The organism is Modestobacter lapidis (assembly GCF_054780755.1).
In genome coordinates, this window is the sequence record NZ_BAAGVS010000009.1 from 1 (window position 1) to 20,943 (window position 20,943).

17 protein-coding genes are annotated in these 20,943 nt (G+C 72.8%); all 17 read right to left on the reverse strand.

All coding sequences use genetic code 11. The annotated features are described in order from the left end of the window. Positions 1-201 precede the first annotated feature (201 nt). The 17 genes from ACYVG5_RS11425 to ACYVG5_RS11505 all read right to left on the reverse strand — a co-directional run bounded on the left by ACYVG5_RS11425 (position 202) and on the right by ACYVG5_RS11505 (position 20,937). Positions 202-1,455, reverse strand: a complete 1,254-nt coding sequence (locus ACYVG5_RS11425; protein ID WP_246630592.1) for a PQQ-dependent sugar dehydrogenase — start codon at positions 1,453-1,455, stop codon at positions 202-204. Between the two features lie 300 nt (positions 1,456-1,755). Continuing rightward, positions 1,756-2,823, reverse strand: coding sequence for a polyprenyl synthetase family protein (locus tag ACYVG5_RS11430; protein WP_222049457.1), 1,068 nt, complete (start codon positions 2,821-2,823; stop codon positions 1,756-1,758). A gap of 56 nt (positions 2,824-2,879) precedes the next feature. Further along, positions 2,880-4,424, reverse strand: coding sequence for an NADH-quinone oxidoreductase subunit NuoN (nuoN, locus tag ACYVG5_RS11435; protein ID WP_222049434.1), 1,545 nt, complete (start codon positions 4,422-4,424; stop codon positions 2,880-2,882). Beyond that, positions 4,424-6,100 (reverse strand): NADH-quinone oxidoreductase subunit M, encoded by a 1,677-nt coding sequence (locus tag ACYVG5_RS11440; protein WP_222049433.1) that lies wholly within the window; start codon positions 6,098-6,100, stop codon positions 4,424-4,426. The genes nuoN and ACYVG5_RS11440 overlap by 1 nt, the downstream gene beginning before the upstream one ends. Then, the gene (nuoL, locus tag ACYVG5_RS11445; protein WP_460683189.1) at positions 6,097-8,010 is read right to left on the reverse strand and encodes an NADH-quinone oxidoreductase subunit L; all 1,914 of its coding nucleotides are present in this window, start codon (positions 8,008-8,010) and stop codon (positions 6,097-6,099) included. The genes ACYVG5_RS11440 and nuoL overlap by 4 nt, the downstream gene beginning before the upstream one ends. Before the next feature lie 21 nt (positions 8,011-8,031). Beyond that, entirely contained in the window at positions 8,032-8,331 is a 300-nt protein-coding gene (nuoK, locus tag ACYVG5_RS11450; protein ID WP_222049432.1) for an NADH-quinone oxidoreductase subunit NuoK, read from the reverse strand. Between the two features lie 97 nt (positions 8,332-8,428). Continuing rightward, positions 8,429-9,322 (reverse strand): NADH-quinone oxidoreductase subunit J, encoded by an 894-nt coding sequence (locus ACYVG5_RS11455; protein WP_222049431.1) that lies wholly within the window; start codon positions 9,320-9,322, stop codon positions 8,429-8,431. Next, positions 9,319-9,945, reverse strand: coding sequence for an NADH-quinone oxidoreductase subunit NuoI (gene nuoI, locus ACYVG5_RS11460; RefSeq protein ID WP_222049430.1), 627 nt, complete (start codon positions 9,943-9,945; stop codon positions 9,319-9,321). Before nuoI ends, ACYVG5_RS11455 begins: the two co-directional genes overlap by 4 nt. Continuing rightward, positions 9,938-11,416 carry an NADH-quinone oxidoreductase subunit NuoH gene (nuoH, locus tag ACYVG5_RS11465; protein WP_222049429.1) on the reverse strand — a complete coding sequence of 493 codons (1,479 nt, stop codon included), beginning with the start codon at positions 11,414-11,416 and terminating at the stop codon, positions 9,938-9,940. Before nuoH ends, nuoI begins: the two co-directional genes overlap by 8 nt. Continuing rightward, positions 11,413-13,893, reverse strand: coding sequence for an NADH-quinone oxidoreductase subunit G (locus ACYVG5_RS11470; RefSeq protein WP_222049428.1), 2,481 nt, complete (start codon positions 13,891-13,893; stop codon positions 11,413-11,415). The genes nuoH and ACYVG5_RS11470 overlap by 4 nt, the downstream gene beginning before the upstream one ends. A gap of 73 nt (positions 13,894-13,966) precedes the next feature. Beyond that, complete coding sequence (gene nuoF / locus ACYVG5_RS11475; RefSeq protein ID WP_222049427.1) at positions 13,967-15,295, reverse strand: NADH-quinone oxidoreductase subunit NuoF; 1,329 nt, start codon at positions 15,293-15,295, stop codon at positions 13,967-13,969. 3 nt (positions 15,296-15,298) lie between these two features. After that, positions 15,299-16,354: an NADH-quinone oxidoreductase subunit NuoE gene (gene nuoE, locus ACYVG5_RS11480; protein ID WP_222049426.1), complete on the reverse strand. Its 1,056-nt coding sequence runs from the start codon at positions 16,352-16,354 to the stop codon at positions 15,299-15,301. A gap of 76 nt (positions 16,355-16,430) precedes the next feature. Beyond that, positions 16,431-17,753: an NADH-quinone oxidoreductase subunit D gene (locus ACYVG5_RS11485; protein ID WP_222049425.1), complete on the reverse strand. Its 1,323-nt coding sequence runs from the start codon at positions 17,751-17,753 to the stop codon at positions 16,431-16,433. Positions 17,754-17,769: 16 nt separating this feature from the next. Then, positions 17,770-18,495 carry an NADH-quinone oxidoreductase subunit C gene (locus tag ACYVG5_RS11490; RefSeq protein ID WP_222049424.1) on the reverse strand — a complete coding sequence of 242 codons (726 nt, stop codon included), beginning with the start codon at positions 18,493-18,495 and terminating at the stop codon, positions 17,770-17,772. Continuing rightward, positions 18,492-19,166 carry a NuoB/complex I 20 kDa subunit family protein gene (locus ACYVG5_RS11495; protein WP_222049423.1) on the reverse strand — a complete coding sequence of 225 codons (675 nt, stop codon included), beginning with the start codon at positions 19,164-19,166 and terminating at the stop codon, positions 18,492-18,494. Before ACYVG5_RS11495 ends, ACYVG5_RS11490 begins: the two co-directional genes overlap by 4 nt. Before the next feature lie 45 nt (positions 19,167-19,211). Continuing rightward, positions 19,212-19,574 (reverse strand): NADH-quinone oxidoreductase subunit A, encoded by a 363-nt coding sequence (locus tag ACYVG5_RS11500; protein WP_222049422.1) that lies wholly within the window; start codon positions 19,572-19,574, stop codon positions 19,212-19,214. 73 nt (positions 19,575-19,647) lie between these two features. After that, positions 19,648-20,937, reverse strand: coding sequence for a geranylgeranyl reductase family protein (locus ACYVG5_RS11505; protein WP_460683190.1), 1,290 nt, complete (start codon positions 20,935-20,937; stop codon positions 19,648-19,650). Positions 20,938-20,943 lie beyond the last annotated feature (6 nt).

Here is a 20,943-nt window from a genome sequence, read left to right on the forward strand (position 1 = left end):
CCCGGCTGTCCTCCCACGACCTCCGCTACACCCCCATGGGCGTCTTCCGCTCCGTCGACAAGCCGGTCTACGACCGGATGATGGCCGACCAGCTCGACGACGCCCGCGCCCAGAACCCCGCCCACCTCGACACCCTCCTCACCGGCACCGACAGCTGGACCGTCCAGTAACCCGACCCCCTGCACCGAGAACCAACCCGGCTCAAGACGCCGGGGTCACCCGCAGCAGCTGGTCCTCGCCCCCGCCGTTGTCGGTGAGGACGTACAGCACGCCGTCCGCACCGGCCTGGGGGGTGCGGATCCGCCCGTAGCGGTCCTCCAGCTCGGGCAGGCGGAAGGCCTCGACCAGCTCGCCGGCCTCGCCCAGGCGCAGCGCGAGGACACCGGTGTCCTTCTGTACCCCGGCCAGGAGCAGGCCCTCGTAGCCGCCCCACGCCGGGCCGTCGAGGAAGGTGATCCCCGATGTGGCGATCGTGGGCTCCCCGGAGCTCCACACCGCGGGTACGGCCCCGGGCAGCTCGAGGTCGGTCATCGGCACGGATTCGTCGTAGCCGCCGTCGTCCCCCTCGGGGTCGTAGCCGTAGTTGCCGCCGGGAACCGAGACGTTGACCTCGTCGTCGCGCCGGGTGCCCTGCTCGGCGGTGTAGACGCTGCCCGTGCCGGGTTGGACGGCGATGCCCTGCACGTTGCGGTGCCCGTAGCTCAGCACGAGCCGGGTGAGCGGGTCGTCCGCCTCGAGGAACGGGTTGCCCTCGGCCGGTCCCCCGGTGTCCGCGTCGATGCGCAGCACCTTGCCGGCGAGGGTGCCGAGGTCCTGCGGGTGGCTGCCGACGGCGTTGTCGCCGGTGCCGACCAGCAGCGCTCCGGTGGGGTCGAAACGCAGCCGGCACCCGCCGTGCCGGCCCGAGGACTCGTTGACCGGGATCTCGCCGAGCAGCGGGTCGTCGACCCGGGTGGCCTCCCGCCACTGCGCATCGACGGTCCAGCTGACGACCTCGATGGCCGGTCCTCCGTCCGCGGCGCCGTCCTCGGCGCCCTGGCAGGTGTAGAGGCGACGGTTGTCGGCGAAGTCAGGGTCCAGCACCAACCCCATGAGCCCGGTCTCGCCCTCGGCGAAGAGGTCACCGAAGTCGGCCTCGAGCTCGCGGACCGTGCCGTCGGGCAGCACTGCGGTCAGCCCGCCTCCCCGCTCGTCGAGCACCAGCGTGCCGTCCGGGGCGCGGGCGACGTCCCACGGGTGGTCCAGCCCGTCGGCGAGCACCTCCACCTCGAGGGCGGGCGTCGCGGGAGCAGGCGGTGCCGGGCTGGTGGCCTCGTCCGGTACGTCGGTCGCGGCCGACCCGCCCTGCTGCCCGGGGGATGAGCTGCACCCGCCCGCCAGCAGCGCGACCAGCAGGGCGGCCGCCATGGCCCCCTTGCCGGGTCCCGCCGCGAGCTCGCGAGTGGTGGGGGGCATGGCCCCCTCGCAGGGTCCCGCCGCGAGCTCGCCAGTGGTGGGGGGCATGGCCCCCTTGCAGGGCTCCGCCACGAGCTCGCCAGTGGTGGGGGGCATGGCCCCCTTGCAGGGCTCCGCCACGAGCTCGCCAGTGGTGGGGGGCATGGCCCCCTTGCAGGGCCCCGCCACGAGCTCGCCAGTGGTGGGGGGCATGGCCCCCTTGCAGGGCCCCGCCACGAGCTCGCCAGTGGTGGGGGGCATGGCCCCCTTGCAGGGCCCCGCCACGAGCTTGCGAGTGGTGGGGGGCAAGGGGGTCCTTCCTCAGCTGGTGCGGGTGACCACGTAGGTGCACAGCGCGGACAGCGCCTCGCGCACCGGCCCGTCGGGAACCCCATCGAGCCGTGCGCGCGCCCGGTCGGCGTACTCGCCGAGGACCTCGGTGGCCCGGGCCAGCGAGGCGCTCGTGCGCAGCAGGGCCAGCGCTTCGGCGTGCTCGTCGTCGTCCACGACCGGTCGGCCGACGAGCTCCCGCAGCCGCGCCTCGGCCGGATCGTCCCCGGCCAGGGCGAACAGCGCGGGCAGGGTGGCGATCCCCTCGCGCAGGTCGGTGCCCGGCGACTTTCCCGACTCGCCGCCCTCGCTGACGATGTCCAGCAGGTCGTCGGAGAGCTGGAAGGCGACCCCCACCTCCTCACCGAACGCGGTGAGAGCGGTGACCAGCCCCGGCTCCACGCCGGCGAACGAGGCCCCGAACCGCGCGGAGGTGGCGACCAGCGACCCGGTCTTGTCGGCCAGCACCCCCAGGTAGTGGGCGACGGCGTCCTCCCCGGGGGCGGCACCGACGGTCTCCCGCAGCTGGCCGGTCACCAGCCGCTCGAAGGTGCGGGCCTGCACCCGCACGGCCTCGGGTCCCAGGTCGGCGAGCAGGTCGGATGCCCGGGCGAAGAGGAAGTCGCCGGTGAGGATGGCGACGCTGTTGCCCCACCGGCTGTTCGCGCTCGGCGCGCCACGCCGCACGGCCGCCTCGTCCATGACGTCGTCGTGGTACAGCGTCGCGAGGTGGGTCAGCTCGCAGACGACGGCGGACTCGGTGACGCCGGGGGCCTCCGGGTCGCCCAGCTGGGCGGCGAGCAGCGCCAGCATCGGCCGGAACCGCTTGCCGCCGGCGGCCATCAGGTGGCCGGCCGCCTCGCTGACGAACGGGTGGTCGCTGGTGACCGACGCCGTGAGGGCGTCCTCGACCCGGGTGAGCCCGTCGGCGAGGGACTCGCCGAGCTCACCATCGGGCAGCCAGGCGCCGATCGTCGATGCGGGCGTGGACGGCCGGTGCCACAGCTGCGTGTCGCCCCCGCCGCCGCTCCGTGCGCTGGTGGTGCCGGCTCCGGTCATCAACCGTCGAAGATAGCCGCCGCGCTGCGGCCTCCGGGCACCGGGCTCCGGACCCGTCACCCCACCAGCACCGCGGCGGACTCCGCGATGTCCAGCACCGCCCCCGGCACGACGCCCAGCACCAGCGTCGCGGCGGCGGTCACGGCCAGGACCGTGGTGGTCGGCAGCCCCGCGACGCCGACGGTGGGCCCGTCCGGCGCCGCGTCGGAGAAGTACATGAGCACGACCAGCCGCAGGTAGAAGAACGCCGCGATCGCGCTGGCGAGCACCGCCACCACCACCAGCGGCCACGCCCCGTCCTCGATGGCGGCCCGGAAGACGGCGAACTTCCCGGTGAATCCGCTGGTCAGCGGGATACCGGCGAGCGCGAGCAGGAAGAAGGTCATCAGTGCGGCGGTCAGCGGCGACCGCTGCGCCAGGCCGGCCCACTGCGACAGGTGGGTCGCCTCACCGTCGCCCTCCCGCACCAGGGTGACGACGGCGAACGCACCGAGCGTGGTGAGCCCGTAGGCGAGCAGGTAGAACATCGTCGCGGACAGCCCCGAGCCGGTGCCGCCCGGGCCCAGCCCGATGACGCCGGTGAGCAGGAACCCGGCGTGCGCGATGGAGGAGTAGGCGAGCATCCGCTTCACGTCGGTCTGGGTCAGCCCCAGCACCGCGCCCACCAGCATGGAGACGATGGCCAGGCCGTAGACGAGCGGCCGCCAGGTCCAGTCGGCGGTGCCGAAGGCGACGTAGAGCAGCCGCAGGATGGCACCGAACGCCGCGACCTTGGTCGCGGCGCCCATGAAGGCGGTGACCGCGGTGGGGGCACCCTGGTAGACGTCCGGCGTCCAGGTGTGGAACGGCGCGACGCTGGCCTTGAACATCAGCCCGACGATCAGCAGCCCCAGCCCCAGCACGAGCAGCCCGCCGGTGCCCGAGACGCTGACCGCCTCGCGGATCTCCGAGAGCCGCACGCTGCCGGTGGCGCCGTACACCAGGGCCAGCCCGTACAGGAAGAAGGCCGAGGCGAAGGCGCCGAGCAGGAAGTACTTCACCGCCGCCTCCTGCGAGAGCAGGCGGCGCCGCCGGGCCATGCCCGCCATCAGGTACAGCGGGAGGCTCAGCACCTCCAGCGCGATGAACATGACCAGCAGGTCGTTCGCCGCGGTGAACAGCATCATCCCGGCGACGGCGAAGGACGCCAGCGGGTAGATCTCGGTCTGCACGTGCTCCGACGTCGCGAGTTCGGCATCCCGGGCGCTGCCGGCCGGCACCGCCGCCGAGGCGACGAACGCCGACCGTGCCGGGTCCAGCGACCGCTCGGCGAACAGCAGCACCGACAAGGCGCCCAGCCCGGCGATGGTGGCCTGCAGGAACAGCGCGGCCCCGTCGACGGCCAGCGCTCCCGCGGCGGTGACCTCCCGGGTGCCGGCCAGCAGCAGCGTCGAGACGAAGGCCCCGACCATGCCGACCAGGGCGATGACCACCTGCACGGGATGGCGGCTGTCGCGCGGGGCGAAGGCCTCGACGAGCACACCCACCGCGGCGGCACCGAAGACGAACAGCAACGGGGTCAGCGCGGCCAGCGAGAGGTCCGGGGCCTCGATCGCACCCATCAGTCGTTCCCCTTCCGGTCGGCGGTCGGCTGGCCGGCGGACGGCGTCGTCCCGTCCGGGTCGGCACCGACGTCGCTCATCGTCGCCTCCACCGCGGGGGTGACCAACTCGATCAGCGGCTGCGGGTAGAAGCCCAGCACCAGGACCAGGGCGACCAGCGGTGCGACGACGGCGAGCTCCCGCCGGTCCAGGTCACGCACGCGGAGCGTGCGGGTCGCCGCCGGCGCCGGTGCGTCGAGGACTGCCGTGGCCCCGCCCGCGCCGGATCCCCCGGGGACCGGGTCGGCGTCGGGTGCCGGGTCGGCGTCGGATGCTGGGGCGTCGTTCTCCAGCAGCACGCCGCGGGGCGGACCGTGCATGGTGCGCTGGTACATCAGCAGGATGTACAGCGCGGCCAGCACGATGCCCACCGTGGCCAGGATCGTGAAGACCGGCCGGGTCGGGAACGAGCCGATCAGCACCATGAACTCGCTGACGAAGCTGTTGGTGCCCGGCAGGGCGAGCGTGGCCAGGGCGGCGATCAGGAAGACCCCGGCCAGCACCGGCGCCTTGGCCGCCACCCCGCCGTAGTCGCGGACCTGACGCGAGCCGCCGCGGGCGATGAGCATGCCCACGATGAGGAACAGCAGCCCGGTCGCGATGCCGTGGTTGACCATGTAGAGCACCGCGCCGGTGGCCGCCTCGGTGGTGAACGCGAAGATGCCCAGCGCGATGAAGCCGAAGTGCGCGATCGACGTGTAGGACACCAAGCGCTTCATGTCGCTCTGCCCCATCGCCAGCAGCGCGGCGTAGAGGATCCCGACGACGGCGAGCACCAGCACCCAGGGCGCGAGGTCGCGGGCGGCGTCGGGGAACAGTGGCAGGCAGTAGCGCAGGAACCCGAAGGTGCCGACCTTGTCCAGCACCCCGACCAGGAGGACGGCGCTGCCGATGGGCGCCTCGGCACCGGAGTCGGGCAGCCAGGTGTGGAAGGGCACCAGCGGCGCCTTGATGGCGAAGGCCAGGAAGAAGCCGAGGAAGAGCAGCTTCTGCACGCCCGGGTCGATGTCCAGCTGGCGGAGCGCGTCGAAGGCGAAGGTCCCCTCCCCCAGCTGGGAGTTGCTGACCACGTACAGCCCGATCACCGCGGCCAGCATGACCAGCCCGCCGAAGAGGCTGTAGAGGAAGAACTTCATCGCCGCGTACTGCCGGCGCGGTCCGCCGAAGCTGCCGATCAGGAAGTACATCGGGACGAGCATCGCCTCGAAGAACACGTAGAACAGGAAGACGTCGGTGGCGACGAAGACGCCGACCATCATCGCTTCCAGGAGCAGCAACCAGGCGACGTAGGTGCGCATCGACCGGCGGGCCGGCATGGGATCGCGCCAGGAAGCCAGCAGCACCACCGGCACGAGCACGCCGATCAGCAGCAGCATGACCAGGGCGATGCCGTCGACGCCGAGGGCGAAGGAGACCCCGAAGTCGGGGATCCAGGCGACCGAGGTGGTCAGCTGGAAGCGCTCCCCGCCGGTATCGAAGGCGACCGTGGCCAGCACGGCGAGCACCAGCACCACGATGCTGGTGCCCAGGGCGAGCTGCCTGGCCAGGTGGTCGCGGCCGCGGGGCAGCGCGGCGACCACCGCGCTGCCGACGACCGGGACGACGATCATGGCCAGCAGCCACGGGAAGGTGCTCATCCTGCGGTCACCGCCACGAGCGCCCCGGCGACCAGCACCGCGCCGCCCAGCATGCCCAGCGCGTAGCTGCGCACGAATCCGGTCTGCGCGCGGCCCAGCCGGGACGACGAGCCGCCCAGCGCCGCCGCTGCCCCGTTGACCACGCCGTCCACCCCTCGGTTGTCGACGAACACCAGTGCCCGGGTCAGCCACATCCCGGGCCGCATGAACAGCGACTCGTTGACCGTGTCGGCGTACAGCGCCCGCCGCGCGGCCCGCACCACCGGCGAGACCCGCACCGGTGCGGTCACCGGCACCTCGCGCCGGCCGACGAACAGCCAGGCGGTGAGCACGCCCAGCGCCACCACCACGGTCACGACGACGCTGACCACGATCGGGGCCACCACGTGCGCCGCCTCCGCCGGCTCGCCGAACACCGGCTCCAGCCAGCCCGACAGCGGGAAGACCTGCACCAGCAGGAAGCCGGCGGCCACCGACCCGACGGCGAGCACGATCATCGGGGCGGTCATGACCGGCGGTGACTCGTGCGGATGGACCCCATCCCCCCAGCGGGCCTGCCCGAAGAACGTCATCAGCATCAGCCGGGTCATGTAGAACGCGGTGAGCCCGGCACCGAGGACGGCGACCCCGCCGAGCACCCACCCCCACGTGCCGCCGTGGTCGAGCGCGGCCTCGATGATCGCGTCCTTCGTCCACCAGCCGGACAGGAACGGGAAGCCGATCAGGGCCAGGTAGCCCAGCCCGAAGGTCACGAAGGTGACCTTCATCCTGGTCGCGAGCGCTCCGTAGCGGCGCATGTCGGTCTCGTCGCCCATGCCGTGCATGACGGAACCCGCCCCGAGGAACAGCCCGGCCTTGAAGAAGCCGTGGGTGAGCAGGTGCGCCAGCCCCGCGACGTACCCGGCCGGACCGAGCCCGACGGCGAGGAACATGTAGCCGATCTGGCTGACCGTGGAGTAGGCCAGCACCTTCTTGATGTCGTCCTGGGCGCAGCCCACGATCGCGCCGATCAGCAGGGTCACCGCACCGATGACCAGCACGACGTTGCGGGCGGTCGGGGTGGCGTCGAAGACCGGCGCGCTGCGGGCGATCAGGTAGACGCCGGCGGTCACCATGGTCGCGGCGTGGATCAGCGCGGAGACCGGGGTGGGGCCCTCCATGGCGTCGGGCAGCCAGGCCTGCAGCGGGAACTGGCCGGACTTGCCGCACGCCCCGAGGAGCAGCAGCAGCCCGATCGCGGTGACGGTGCCGCCGGCCAGCAGCCCCACCGAGCCGTGCACGCCGGCGTAGGACGTCGTCCCCAGCTGGGCGAACATGATGAAGATGGCCAGCGCCAGGCCGACGTCCCCGATCCGGTTCATGATGAACGCCTTCTTGGCGGCGGTGGCCGCGGCCGGGCGCTGGTACCAGAACGCGATGAGCAGGTAGGACGCCAGGCCGACGCCCTCCCAGCCGACGTAGAGCGCGACGTAGTTGTCGCCGAGGACCAGCAGCAGCATCGCGGCGACGAACAGGTTGAGGTAGGCGAAGAACCGGCGCCGCGCGTTGTCGTGCGCCATGTAGCCGATCGAGTAGACGTGGATCAGCGCACCGACGCCGGTGATCAACAGGACGAACAGCGCGGACAGCGGGTCGAACAGCAGCCCGGCGCTGACGTCGAGGTTGCCGGTCTGGATGAAGGTGAAGAGTTCCACCTGGACCGACCGGCCCTCCACCCCGGTGAGCTGCACGGTGCACAGCAGCCCGATGACGAAGGCGGCCACCACCGTGGCAGTGCCCAGCAGGTGGCCCCAGCGGTCGGTGCGCCGGCCACCCAGCAGCAGGACCGCGGCGCCGGCGAGCGGCAGCGCGATCAGCAGCCAGGAGGCGGCCAGCAGACCGTCGGCGGGCAGCGTCTCAGACCCGGTCACAGTGCGGTGTCCCCGTCTCGCTCAGTACTTCAGCAGGTTGACGTCGTCGACGGAGGCCGAGCTCCGGGTCCGGTAGATCGACATGATGATCGCCAGGCCGACCACCACCTCCGCGGCGGCCACCACCATGACGAACAGGGCGATGATCTGGCCGTCGATCGTGCCGGTGGACCGGGCGAAGGTCACCAGGGTGAGATTCACCGAGTTGAGCATCAACTCGATGCACATGAAGACGACGATCGCGTTGCGGCGGACCAGCACCCCCACCGTCCCGATGGTGAAGAGGACGGCGGCCAGCACCAGGTAGTAGGTGAGGGTCACGACGCCTCCTCGGTGTCCGCAGCGAGCGGGAGACGCTCCCAGCTCGCCGGGAGCGTTCCCCGTGCCGTTCTCCTGAGGGGTGAGCCCGCACGCCGGCTCACCGCGGCGCCCCTGACCCGCTGCCGGGGGTGGGCCCGTTCGTGGCGCCGCCCAGGGTCCCGAGGGCGGCGTCGGTGCCGCCGCTGTGCCGGATACCGGCGCGTTCGGCCCCGGTGCTGCCCGTCGGGGGCAGCTCGTCGACCCGTTGCGGTTCCACCCCGGTGCTGAAGCTCGCCGGCGCGGGTGCTCCGTCGGGCAGCCGGCCGGGTGCGGCGATGGAGTTGGCCCGCGCGTACACCCCTGGCCCGGGATGGGTCTGCGGCGTGTCGCTGCCGAGGAACCGGGCCCGGGACAGCTCCTTCTGGGTCCGCCGCTCGCCCGGCTGGCGTTCGACGTGGGTGAGCACCAGGGCGCCCACCGCCGCCACGATGAGCAGTGCCCCGGTGACCTCGAAGGCCAGCAGGTACCGGCCGTAGAGCGCGGCGGCGACGGCCTCCACGTTGCCGTCGGCGGCTCCCCCGGGGCCCGCCTGGACGCCCGCCAGGCCGACGACGGGCAGGTCCCGGGTCGCCCGGGCGATGCCGGCTCCGACCAGGGCGGCGAAGCCGATCCCCAGCACCGTGGCGGCGATCCGCTGGCCGCGCAGCGTCTCCACCACCGAGTCGGCGGAGTCACGGCCCACCAGCATCAGCACGAAGAGGAAGAGGATCATGATCGCGCCGGTGTAGACGATGATCTGCACCGCCCCGAGGAAGGGCGCCTCCTGGACGACGTAGAGGACGCCCAGCGAGAGCATGGTGCTGACCAGCCACAGTGCGGAGTGCATCGCGTTGCGACTGAGGACCATGCCGAGGGCACCAGCGAGCGCGACCGGCCCCAGCACCCAGAAGACGATCGTCTCCCCGGTACCGATGACCACCTCGCTGCCCGCTGCGGCGGCGAGCACGCTCATGCGGACTCCTCGATGACCGGTTCGGCCGGCGATCCGGGCCGCGGGTCACGCAGGTAGTAGTCCTTCTCGTCCGAGCCCAGCCGCATCGGGTGCGGCGGCGCCTCCATGCCCGGCAGCAACGGGGCCATGAGCTGTTCCTTGGTGAAGATGAGGTCCTGCCGGTTGTCGTCGGCCAGCTCGAAGTCGTTGCTCATCGTCAGCGACCGGGTCGGGCACGCCTCGATGCACAACCCGCAGAAGATGCAGCGCAGGTAGTTGATCTGGTAGACGGCGCCGTACCGCTCACCCGGCGAGAACCGGGCGTCCTCGGTGTTGTCGCCGCCCTCGACGTAGATGGCATCGGCCGGGCAGGCCCAGGCGCAGAGCTCGCAGCCCACGCACTTCTCCAGCCCGTCGGGGTGCCGGTTGAGCACGTGCCGCCCGTGGTAGCGGGGCTTGGTCTGCTTGGGGACCTCCGGGTACTCCTCGGTGGTCACCTTCTTGAACATCGTGGCGAAGGTGACCCCGAAACCCTGCGCCGGGCCGGGCAACCAGCTCGCGCGCTTCTCCGGCGGTGACGCGGACGCGCCGGTGGTGCGGGCGACCGCCCCGCCGGCGCGCTCGGCCGGGGTGTTGTCAGGCATCGTCGTCCTCCTCGGGGGTGGTGCCGGTGCTGCGGCGGCCGGTGCTGACGACGCTGCCCGCCGCGACCGACTCGCGGCCGCCCAGCCGCGGGGACGGCGGCACGACCAGGTCCATCGGCGGGATGGGGAACCCGCCCTCGGCGCGGTCCGGGCCGGTGCGGTCGGCCGGTCGCCGACGCGGGCCGGCGGGTGGCAGCACCTCGGGTTCGGGCTCGGTCGGGTTCACCGCGCCGGCTGCTGCGGCCTCGGCCGCCCGGCGGGTGGTCCGGTTGCTCACCCGGGAGGCGATGAACAGCCCGGCGAGGAACAGCAGTGCGATGGGCACGCCGATGAAGACCGCGACCTCACCGCCGTCGAGGTCGGCCTCCCGCGACACCGTCCGCATCGTGGCCACCACGAGGATCCACACCAGGGCGACGGGGACGAGCACCTTCCAGCCGAAGCGCATGAACTGGTCGTAGCGCAGCCGGGGCAGCGTGCCGCGCAGCCAGACGAAGACGAACAGCGCGACGACGACCTTGCCGAAGAACCACAGCAGCGGCCACCAGCCGGTGTTGGCGCCGTCCCAGATCGAGATCGGCCAGGGCGCCCGCCAGCCGCCCAGGAACAGCGTGGCGGCCAGCGCGGAGACGGTGACGATGTTGACGTACTCGGCGAGGAAGAACAGCGCGAACTTCAGCGACGAGTACTCGGTGTGGAAGCCGCCGACCAGCTCGCTCTCGGCCTCGGGGAGGTCGAAGGGGGCCCGGTTGGTCTCACCCACCACGGCGATGAAGTAGATGACGAAGGAGACCGGCAGGAGGAGCGCGTACCAGCTGGGGCCGGTGAACTCGACGCCGAAGAAGCTCAGCTGGGTTCCGTCGGCCTGCGCCGCGACGATCTCCGAGGTGGACATGGTTCCGGCGTAGAGGAAGACCGCGACGATGGACAGCCCCATCGCGATCTCGTAGCTGACCATCTGCGCCGCGCTGCGCATCGCGCCCAGCAGCGGGTAGGTGGAGCCGGAGGCCCAACCGCCGAGCACGATGCCGTAGATGCCCATGGCCGAGCAGGCCAGCACGATGAGCACGCCGATCGGGGCGTCGATGAGCTGGAGCGGGGTGCGCTCGCCGAAGATGCTCACCGTCGGGCCCAGCGGGATCACCGAGAAGGCCAGGAACGCCGGGATCGTGGCGATCACCGGGGCCAGGAAGTACACCGGCCGGTCGGCCAGCGCCGGCATGATGTCCTCCTTGAAGGCCAGCTTCAGGCCGTCGGCGAGGCTCTGCAGGTACCCCCGCGGACCGACCCGGTTCGGGCCGATCCGCTGCTGCATCCGGGCGACGACCTTGCGCTCGAAGACGATCGCGAACAGCGTCATCAGGACCAGGACGCCGAAGACGCCGACGACCTTGATGAGCACGATCCACCAGACGTCGTTCCCGAAGTCCTCGAGGGTCGGCTGGTCGGGAGCGGCGAGCACACCCGTCACGCGGCACCTCCGGCGGCACCGACGGAGATCCGGACGACGGATCCGGGGCCGGCGCCGAGATCGGTGCGGATGGCACAGCCCGGGGACCGCGTCGGCAGCCAGACCACCCGGTCGGGCATCTCGACCACCCGCACCGGCAGGCGCACCGAGCCGGCCGGACCGGACACGACCAGCGGGTCACCGTCGGCCAGGCCGAGCCGGCGCGCGGCCTCCTTGCCCAGCCGGGCGACCGGCGGGCGGGCCGTGCCGGCGAGGGCCGGCTCGTCACGCTGGAGCGTGCCGACGTCCAGGAGCTGCCGCCAGGAGGCCAGCAGCGCCTCCTCCCCGGTGTCGTCGCCGGTCAGCACCGGAACCGGCGCCGGGCGCGCAGCCAGGCCGCGGGGGGTGGCCGCACGGCCGGCCCCACCGAGGGCGACGAGCTCGGCGCGGGCCGCCGGGATGGTCGGCAGCCGGAGGTCCACGCCCAGCTCGTCGGCGAGCCCCTGCAGCACCCGGCCGTCGGAGAGCTGTCCGGTGCCGTGCAACGTGGCGTCGAAGGGCCGGATCCGCCCCTCCCAGTCCAGGTAGGCGCCGGCCTTCTCCGGCGCGGCGGCGACCGGCAGGACGACGTCGGCCCGGGCGGTGACGGCGGTGGGGAACAGCTCGAGGCTGACCACGAAGCCGGCGGCGGCGAGCGCGGCCTCGGCCAGGGCCGGGTCGGGCAGGTCGCCGGGGTCGACCCCGCCGACGAGCAGGCCGCCGAGCACGCCGTCCCGCACGGCGGTCAGGATGCCGGTGAGGTCGCGGCCGGGCGTCTCCGGCACCGCGCTGCCCCACACCGCGGCCACCTCGGCCCGCGCGTCGGCGTCGGTGACCGTGCGGCCACCGGGCAGCAGCCCGGGCAGGGCGCCGGCCTCGAGAGCACCGCGCTCCCCTGCCCGGCGCGGCACCCAGGCGATCCGCGCCCCGGTGGCGGCGGCGAGCGCGGTCAGCGCCGAGAAGCCGCCGGGGACCTCGGCCAGCCGTTCGCCGGCCACCAGCACCGCACCGGGGCGGCGCAGCGCGGCGACGTGCGCGGAGCCGTCGTCCTCGGCGAGTGCTCTCAGCGCACGGGCCTCACCACCGGGCGGCGTGGCCAGCGTGGTGGCCTTCAGCTTCTCCGCCGCGCGGGTGACGTACGGCGCGATGTCCAGCACCTGCAATCCCCGGGTCCGGACCGCGCGGCGCAGCCGCAAGAAGACGATCGGCGACTCCTCCTCGGGCTCGAAACCGACCAGCAGCACCGTCGGGGCAGCGGTGAGGTCGTCGTAGGTGACGGCCCCGGCGCCGGGCCCGGTGCCCGCGACGGACGCGGCGAGGAAGGCCAGCTCCTCACCCGAGTGCGCGCGGGCCCGGGCGTCGACGTCGTTGGTGCCCAGCGCGACGCGGGCGAACTTGGCGTAGGCGTAGGCGTCCTCGACGGTCAGCCGGCCACCGGGCAGCACGCCCACGCCGCCGGCCGCCCGCGCGGCGCCCAGGCCGGCCGCGGCAGCGGCCCAGGCCTCCGGCCACGAGGCCGGCTGCAGCTCCCCGTCCCGCCGGACCAGCGGGCCGGTGAGCCGCTCGTTGGACGCCGGGTAGCGGAAGGCGAAGCGACCCTTGTCGCAGTTCCACTCCTCGTTGACCGCGGGGTCCTCGCCGGCCAGCCGGCGCATGACGGCACCGCGGCGGTAGTCGGTGCGCTGGGCACACCCGCTCGCGCAGTGCTCGCACACGCTGGGCTCGCTGCGCAGGTCGAAGGGCCGGGCGCGGAACCGGTACGTAGCGCTGGTGAGCGCACCGACCGGGCAGATCTGGATCGTGTTGCCGGAGAAGTAGCTCTCGAACGGGTCCTCGGGTGAGATGGCGACCTGCTCCAGGGCCCCGCGCTCGTACAGCTGGATGAACGCGTCGCCGGCCACCTGCTCGCTGAACCGGGTGCACCGGGCGCACAGCACGCAGCGCTCCCGGTCCAGCAGCACCTGGCTGCTGATCGGCAGCGGCTTGGGGTAGGTGCGCTTGACGTCGACGAACCGGGACTCGGCGCGGCCGTTGCTCATCGCCTGGTTCTGCAGCGGGCACTCGCCCCCCTTGTCGCAGACCGGGCAGTCCAGCGGGTGGTTGATCAGCAGGAACTCCATGTTGCCCTGCTGCGCCTTGTCGGCGACCGGGCTGGTCAGCTGGGTCTTCACCACCATGTCCGGGGCCACCGGGGTGGTGCAGGACGCCGCCGGCTTGCGCTGACCCTCCACCTCCACCAGGCACTGGCGGCAGGCCCCGATCGGGTCCAGCAGGGGGTGGTCGCAGAACCGCGGGATCTGGATGCCGAGCTGCTCGGCGGCCCGGATGATCAGCGTGCCCTTCGGGACGGCGACCTCGAAGCCGTCGATCGTGCAGTGGACGGCGTCGGGCGGGGTGTGCGGTCCGGGCACCGCCGGCGGCACCGCCGGCGCCGGCTCCGGGGTAGCAGGGGTGGTCACTGGTCCTCCTCGCTGGCGCTCGTCGGCTCAGTGCCGTGTCGTGCTGTGTCTCTGCGTGACCTCGCAAGCTCGCTCACGAGGCAGCTCCCACGGGCTCGAGTCGGAGGGAGCGACCCAGCCGGTCCTGCTCCTGCGGCGGGAGCAGCGCGACGTAGTCGTCCCGGAAGTACTTCAGCGAGCTGGCGATGCAGCTCGTGGCACCGTCACCGAGGGCGCAGAACGCGCGACCGAGGATGTTGTCGCAGGTGTCGGTCAGCAGGTCGAGGTCGGCGGCGCGCCCCTGCCCGTCGACCAGCCGCTGCAGGATCTGGACCAGCCAGTACGTGCCCTCCCGGCAGGGGGTGCACTTGCCGCAGCTCTCGTGGGCGTAGAACTCGGTGAACCGCAGCGTCGCCTCGACGATGGAGTCGGTCTCGTCGAACACCATCAGCGCGGTGGTGCCCAGCATCGAGCCGGCCGCGGCGACGGAGTCGAAGTCCAGCGGGACATCGAGGTGCTCCGCGGTGAAGTACGGCGTCGACGAGCCGCCCGGCGTCCAGAACTTCAGCTGGTGACCGGGGCGCACCCCACCGGCGAGCTCGAGCAGCTCGCGCATCGTCGTTCCCATCGGGGCCTCGTACTGCCCCGGCCGCACCACCCGGCCGGACAGCGAGTAGATCTTCGGGCCCGGTGACTTCTCCGGCCCGAACGCCTTGAACCAGGCGGCCCCGCCGCGCACCACGTACGGGACGCTGGCCAGGGTCTCGACGTTGTTGATCACCGTCGGGGCGCCGTAGAGGCCGGCCACGGCAGGGAACGGCGGCTTCAGCCGCGGCTGGCCGCGGTAGCCCTCCAGGGAGTCCAGCAGCGCGGTCTCCTCCCCGCAGATGTAGGCGCCCGCGCCGGCGTGGACGACCAGTTCCAGGTCGTAGCCCGAGCCGAGGACGTCGCGGCCCAGGTAGCCGGCGGCGTAGGCCTCCTGCACTGCGGCCATCAGGCGGCGGTGGGCGTGCACCGCCTCACCACGGACGTAGATCACCGCGAACTGCGAGCGGATCGCGTAGGCGGAGATGATCACGCCCTCCACCAGCGAGTGCGGGTCGGCCATCATCAGCGGCAGGTCCTTGCAGGTGCCCGGCTCCCCCTCGTCGGCGTTGACGACCAGGTACTTGGGGGCCGCGGCCGGCCCGGTGGGGGTCTCCCCGGGCTTGGGCTGCGGGATGAAGCTCCACTTCAGGCCGGTCGGGAACCCGGCGCCGCCGCGACCGCGCAGGCCGGAGTCCTTGACCAGGCCGACCAGGTCGTCGGGGGTCATGGTCAGCGCGGTGCGCAGCGCCCGGTAGCCGTCGAGCCGCTCGTAGGCCTCCAGGGTCCAGGAGCGGTCGGCGGCGAAGCGCTGGGTGAGCACAGGGGTGAGCGGCACGGGTCAGACCTCTCGCTCGACGGAGTTGTTCTGTCCGGCTCCGGTGCCGGTGGGCGGGGTGTCGGTGCCCTCGCGGCCGCGTTCGGCCGGCGCGCGGCCGGCCGGTTCGCCGGAGTCGGGGTGGTGCTGGGCGGCGCCGGCCCGCTCCGCCGGGGTGTCGGCGGAGGCGACGGCGGTGTCCGCGGCGCGCTTGGTCGGGGTCTGCCCGGTGGCCCCGTCCCGGGGCCCGCCCTGAGCTTGCGAGACGGCCTCCTTCCGGGGCCCGCCCTGAGCCTGCGAAGGGCGGGGGGAAGGAAGTCCTTCATCCATCGGCGGCGCGGTCTCCCCGCGCTCGGCGGCCAGCCGGACGCCGATCAGCGTCGGCTCGCCGACGCCGGGCCCGTCGACGGCGGCACGCTCGGTGGCGGCGTCGGCGTGCTGCGAGAAGCCGGCGAGCTGGCGGGAGATGCCGCGGAAGTCGGTCAGCGGGGCGCCGCGGGTGGGCGCCGGCCGCTCCCCGCGACGCAGCGCGGTGACCAGCGCCCGGGCGGACTCGACGTCCTGCTGATCGTAGAACTCGTAGTCGACGGTGACCACGGGGGCGTAGTCGCAGGCCGCGAGGCACTCGGCGTGCTCGAGGGTGACCGACCCGTCGGCGGCGGTCTGGTCGTGGCCCACGCCGAGGTCGGCGGAGACGGCCTCGTAGATGCGCTGCCCACCCAGCACGGCGCACAGCGTGTTGGTGCAGACGCTGACCAGGTGCCGGCCGGTGGGATGCCGCTTGTACATCGTGTAGAACGTCGCGACCGCGCCGACCTCGGCGTTGGTCAGCCCGAGCATCGTCGCGCAGAAGGCCAGCCCCTCGGGGGCGACGTAGCCCTGCACCGACTGCACCAGGTGCAGCATCGGCAGCAGCGCCGACCGCGGCTCCGGGTAGCGGGCGATGATCTCCCGCGCCTCGGCCTCGGTCTGCGCGGTGAGCGGCGGCAGTGCGGCGAGCACCTCGGGGGCGGCCTCCACCGGGCTGGAGTCCAGCCCGGTCACCGCCGTCCCTTCGTAGGAGCCGGGAAGAGCACTCACGTCGTCTCCTCGCTGACGCTCGTCGACGCCGCTCGTGCGGCACTGCTCTGCTCTCTGGATGAGCTCGCCAGCTCGCTCATCGATCAACGCCCCCCATCACCGGGTCGATGGATGCAATGGCGGCGATCACGTCGGCGATCATGCCGCCCTCGCTCATGGCCGCGGTGGCCTGCAGGTTGGTGAAGCTGGGATCGCGGACGTGCACCCGGAACGGTCGGGTGCCGCCGTCGCTGACCACGTGGAACCCCAGCTCGCCCCGGGGTGACTCGACGGCCGAGTAGACCTGGCCGGCCGGCACCCGGAAACCCTCGGTGACCAGCTTGAAGTGGTGGATGAGGGCCTCCATCGACTGGCCCATGATGTGCCGGACGTGCTCCAGGGAGTTCCCCATGCCGTCGGCCCCCAGCGAGAGCTGAGCGGGCCAGGCGATCTTCTTGTCCTCGACCATGACGGGGCCGGGCTCGAGCTTGTCCAGCGCCTGCTCGACGATCTTGAGCGACTCGGTCATCTCGGCCATCCGGACCAGGTAGCGCCCCCACGCGTCGGCGGTGTCGGTGGTCGGCACCTCGAAGTCGTAGGTCTCGTAGCCGCAGTAGGGCTCGACCTTGCGGAGATCCCAGGGCAGGCCGGCCGAGCGCAGCACCGGCCCGGTGACGCCCAGCGCCAGACACCCGGTGACGTCGAGGTAACCGGCGTCCGCGAGCCGGCGCTGCCAGATCGGCTGACCGGTGAGCAGCCGGTGCATCGCGGTGATCCGGTCGGGCATCACCTGGAGGAACTCGCGGATGCGCGCCTCCACACCCTCGGGGAGATCCTGGGCCAGGCCGCCGGGGCGGACGTAGGCATGGTTCATCCGCAGCCCGGTGATCTCCTCGAGGAGGTCCAGCACCAGCTCCCGCTCGCGGAAGCCGTTGGTCATGCCGGTGAGCGCACCCATCTCCATGCCGAAGGTGGCCAGGCCGACCAGGTGCGAGGCGATCCGGTTGAGCTCCATCACCAGCACCCGGATGGTCTGGGCCCGCGGGGGCGCCGCGATGCCCAGCAGCTTCTCCACCGCGAGGCAGTAGGCGGTCTCGTTGAACAGCGGCGCGAGGTAGTCCATCCGGGTCACGAACGTCGTGCCCTGGGTCCAGGTGCGGTACTCGCAGTTCTTCTCGATGCCGGTGTGCAGGTAGCCGATGACCACCCGCGCCTTCGTCACCGTCTCACCTTCGAGATCGAGCACCAGCCGGAGCACCCCGTGGGTCGACGGGTGCTGCGGTCCCATGTTGACGACGAGCCGCTCGGCCCCACGGAGGTCGGCGCCGAGGGTGGCGTCCCAGTCGCCACCGGTGACCGTGTAGACCCGCCCCTCGGTGGTCTGCCGGGAGCCGGCGTACGGGTCGCTCGTCGTGCTCATCGTGACACCGCCTCGGTCATCGGTAGCTCCTCCGCTCGTCCGGCGGCGGGATCTGCGCGCCGTGGTACTCGACCGGGACACCACCGAGGGGGTAGTCCTTGCGCTGCGGGAACCCCTCCCAGTCGTCGGGCATCAGGATCCGGGTCAGCGCCGGATGGCCGTCGAAGACGATGCCGAACATGTCCCAGGCTTCACGCTCGTGCCAGTCCGCGGTGGGGTAGGTGCGGGTCACCGACGGCACGTGCGGGTCCGCCGCGGAGACCGCCACCTCCAGCCGGATGCGCCGGCGGTAGGTCATCGAGGTCAGGTGGTACACCACGTGGAAACGGGGTCGGCCCGGGGCCGTGGCCGGCCCGCCGCTGTCGAGGTAGTCGACGCCCGAGACGCTGCTGCACAGCTCGAAGCGGAGGGCCTCGTCGTCCCGGAGCGCCTGCACCAGGGTCAGCAGGTGCTCGCGGAGGACGAAGTACGTGATCTCGCCGCGGTCGACCAGCACGCGCGGTACGGCCGCGGTGTAGGTCGCCTCCCCGACGGCCTCGATCAGCGCGTCGGTGACCTCGTCGAACCAGCCGCCGTAGGGCCGGTCGGTGGAGTGCAGGGCGACCGCGCCGCCGGGCTCCACGCGCACCAGGCCGCCGAACCCGGAGGTGTCGCCGCTACCGGTGACACCGAAGGCGCCCTTGCGGAAGCCGCCACCCGGCGCCGTCGCGGCATCGAACCCCGCCTCGTCTCCCGCTGTCATCGCCGGTTCCCCGCCCCCGGCAACAGCACGGCGTTCCCACCGCGCTGCTCGATGGCGAACTGGCCGGTGCGACCGGCCGCGGCCGCCTCCTCGTAGGCCTTCCGGGCGTTCTTGTCGGCGCGCACGCTGGAGGGCATCTCGACGTGCAGGTCGGGCGCCGTCCCGTCGGCGCGGGCAGCGGCGAGCTGCTCGGCCCGCTTGGGCCCGAGCGGCTCGTGCTGGATCTTGTGGTGCAGCTTGAGGATCGCGTCCATGAGCATCTCCGGCCGCGGCGGGCAGCCGGGCAGGTACATGTCCACCGGGACGACGTGGTCGACGCCCTGGACGATCGCGTAGTTGTTGAACATGCCGCCGGAGCTGGCGCAGACGCCCATGGCGAGCACCCAGCGCGGTTCGGGCATCTGGTCGTAGATCTGGCGCAGGACCGGCGCCATCTTCTGGCTCACCCGCCCGGCGACGATCATCAGGTCGGCCTGCCGCGGCGAGGCCCGGAAGACCTCCATGCCGAAGCGGGCCATGTCGTAGCGGCCGGCGCCGGAGGACATCATCTCGATGGCACAGCAGGCCAGCCCGAAGGTGGCCGGCCACAGCGAGGACTTGCGGGTCCAGTTGACCAGCTTCTCGACGGTGGTCAGCAGGACGCCGCTGGGCAGCTTCTCCTCGAGACCCATGTCAGGACCCCCCGTTCCTGTCGTTGCCCGGCGCCGGCGCGGTGGTCAGTCCCACACCAGCCCCCCACGGCGCCACTCGTAGGCGTAGGCGATGAAGATCGTGCCGATGAAGACGACCATCGCGACCAGGCCCCAGACACCCAGCGCGTCGTTGGCGACGGCCCATGGGTAGAGGAAGACGATCTCGATGTCGAAGATGATGAACAGCATCGCCGTCAGGTAGTACTTGACCGGGAACCGGCCGCCGGTGAGCGGTTGGTCGACCGGCTCGATGCCGCACTCGTAGGCCTCCAGCTTCGCCCGGTTGTACCGGCGCGGACCGATGAACGGCGCCGCCGTCACCGAGAACAGCGCGAAGGCGGCAGCCAGGACGAACAGGCCGACCAGCGGGACATAGGTCGAGAGCATCAGCGGCACCCTACGGTGATGGTGGTCACGTTCCGTGGAGCGGGTCGTGACGGTGTCGACATGTCGGTCGCCATCACGCCACCCGGGCCAGCCGGGTCAGCGCGGCGACGGTCCGGTCGACGGCGTCGCCGTCCCGGCCGTCGGTGAGGTTGCCCATCAGCCGCAGCGCGCCGCGCACCAGCGCGGGGCGCTTGAGGCCGTGCGCGGTGGCGAAGCGCACCAGCTCCGGATGCCGCATCAGCGCCAGGAAGCCGGTGCCGAGCCGGTGGTGGCCGCCGTACTCCTCGGCCAGCCGCGCGGGGTAGCGGCGGAGCGCCACCTCGCGGGCCGGACCCTCCGGAGCGGCCAGCGCCTCGACCGCGGCCTCGGCGGCCATCCGGCCGGTCTCCATGGCGTAGCTGATGCCCTCGCCGTTGAAGGGGTTCACCGCGCCCACCGAGTCACCGGCGAGCAGCAGCCCCCGGGTGTAGGCGGGCTGGCGGTGGAGGGCCATCGGGAGACCGGCGCCGCGGACCGGCGTGACGGCGTGGTCCTCGTCGAGCTCCCACTCCGGCGGGAGGCCGGCCAGCCAGTCCCGGAGCACCGCGCGGTGGTCGACGTCGACCGCCCGGCGGGTGTCCAGCAGGCCGAAGCCGACGTTCGCCGTCCCGTCGCCCATGCCGAACACCCAGCCGTAGCCGGGCATCGACGCAGCGGACGGGCCGTCGGGGGTGAGGTCGAAGGAGATGTCGAGGTAGTCGTCCTCGCTGCGCGGGCTGGCGACGTACCGGCGGACGGCGACGCCCAGGGGCCGGTCCTCCCGGCGGAGCAGGCCGAGGGACTTGGCGAGCCGGCCGGACAGCCCCTCGGCGGAGATGACCAGGCGGGCCCGCCACGTTCGCGGGGCGCGCTCGTCACCGACCGTGGCGTGCACCCCGGCCACGCGCCCGGCGTCGTCGAGCAGCGGGTCGGTCACGGTGACGCCCTCGTGGACCCGGGCGCCGGCCGCGGTGGCGTGCCGGGCGAGCAGCTGGTCGAACTCGCGGCGGGTGCGGATCAGGCCGAAGTCCGGCCAGGACGACAGCCGGGGCCAGTCGACCTCCACGACCTGCCCGCCGCCGTGCACCCGGAGGCCCCGGTGCCGAACCCAGCCGGCGGTGGCCGACGTGTCGACGCCCATCGCCTGGAGGGCGGCGACCGCGCGCGGGGTGAGCCCGTCGCCGCACACCTTCTCGCGGGGGAACGACGCCTTCTCGAGGACCGCGACATCGAGCCCGGCGGTGGCCAGCCAGTAGGCGGCCGCCGACCCGGCGGGGCCGGCGCCGACGACGAGCACGTCGGCGGAGCGGTCCGCGGCGTCCGGCACGGACGGCGCTGCGCTCACCACGGT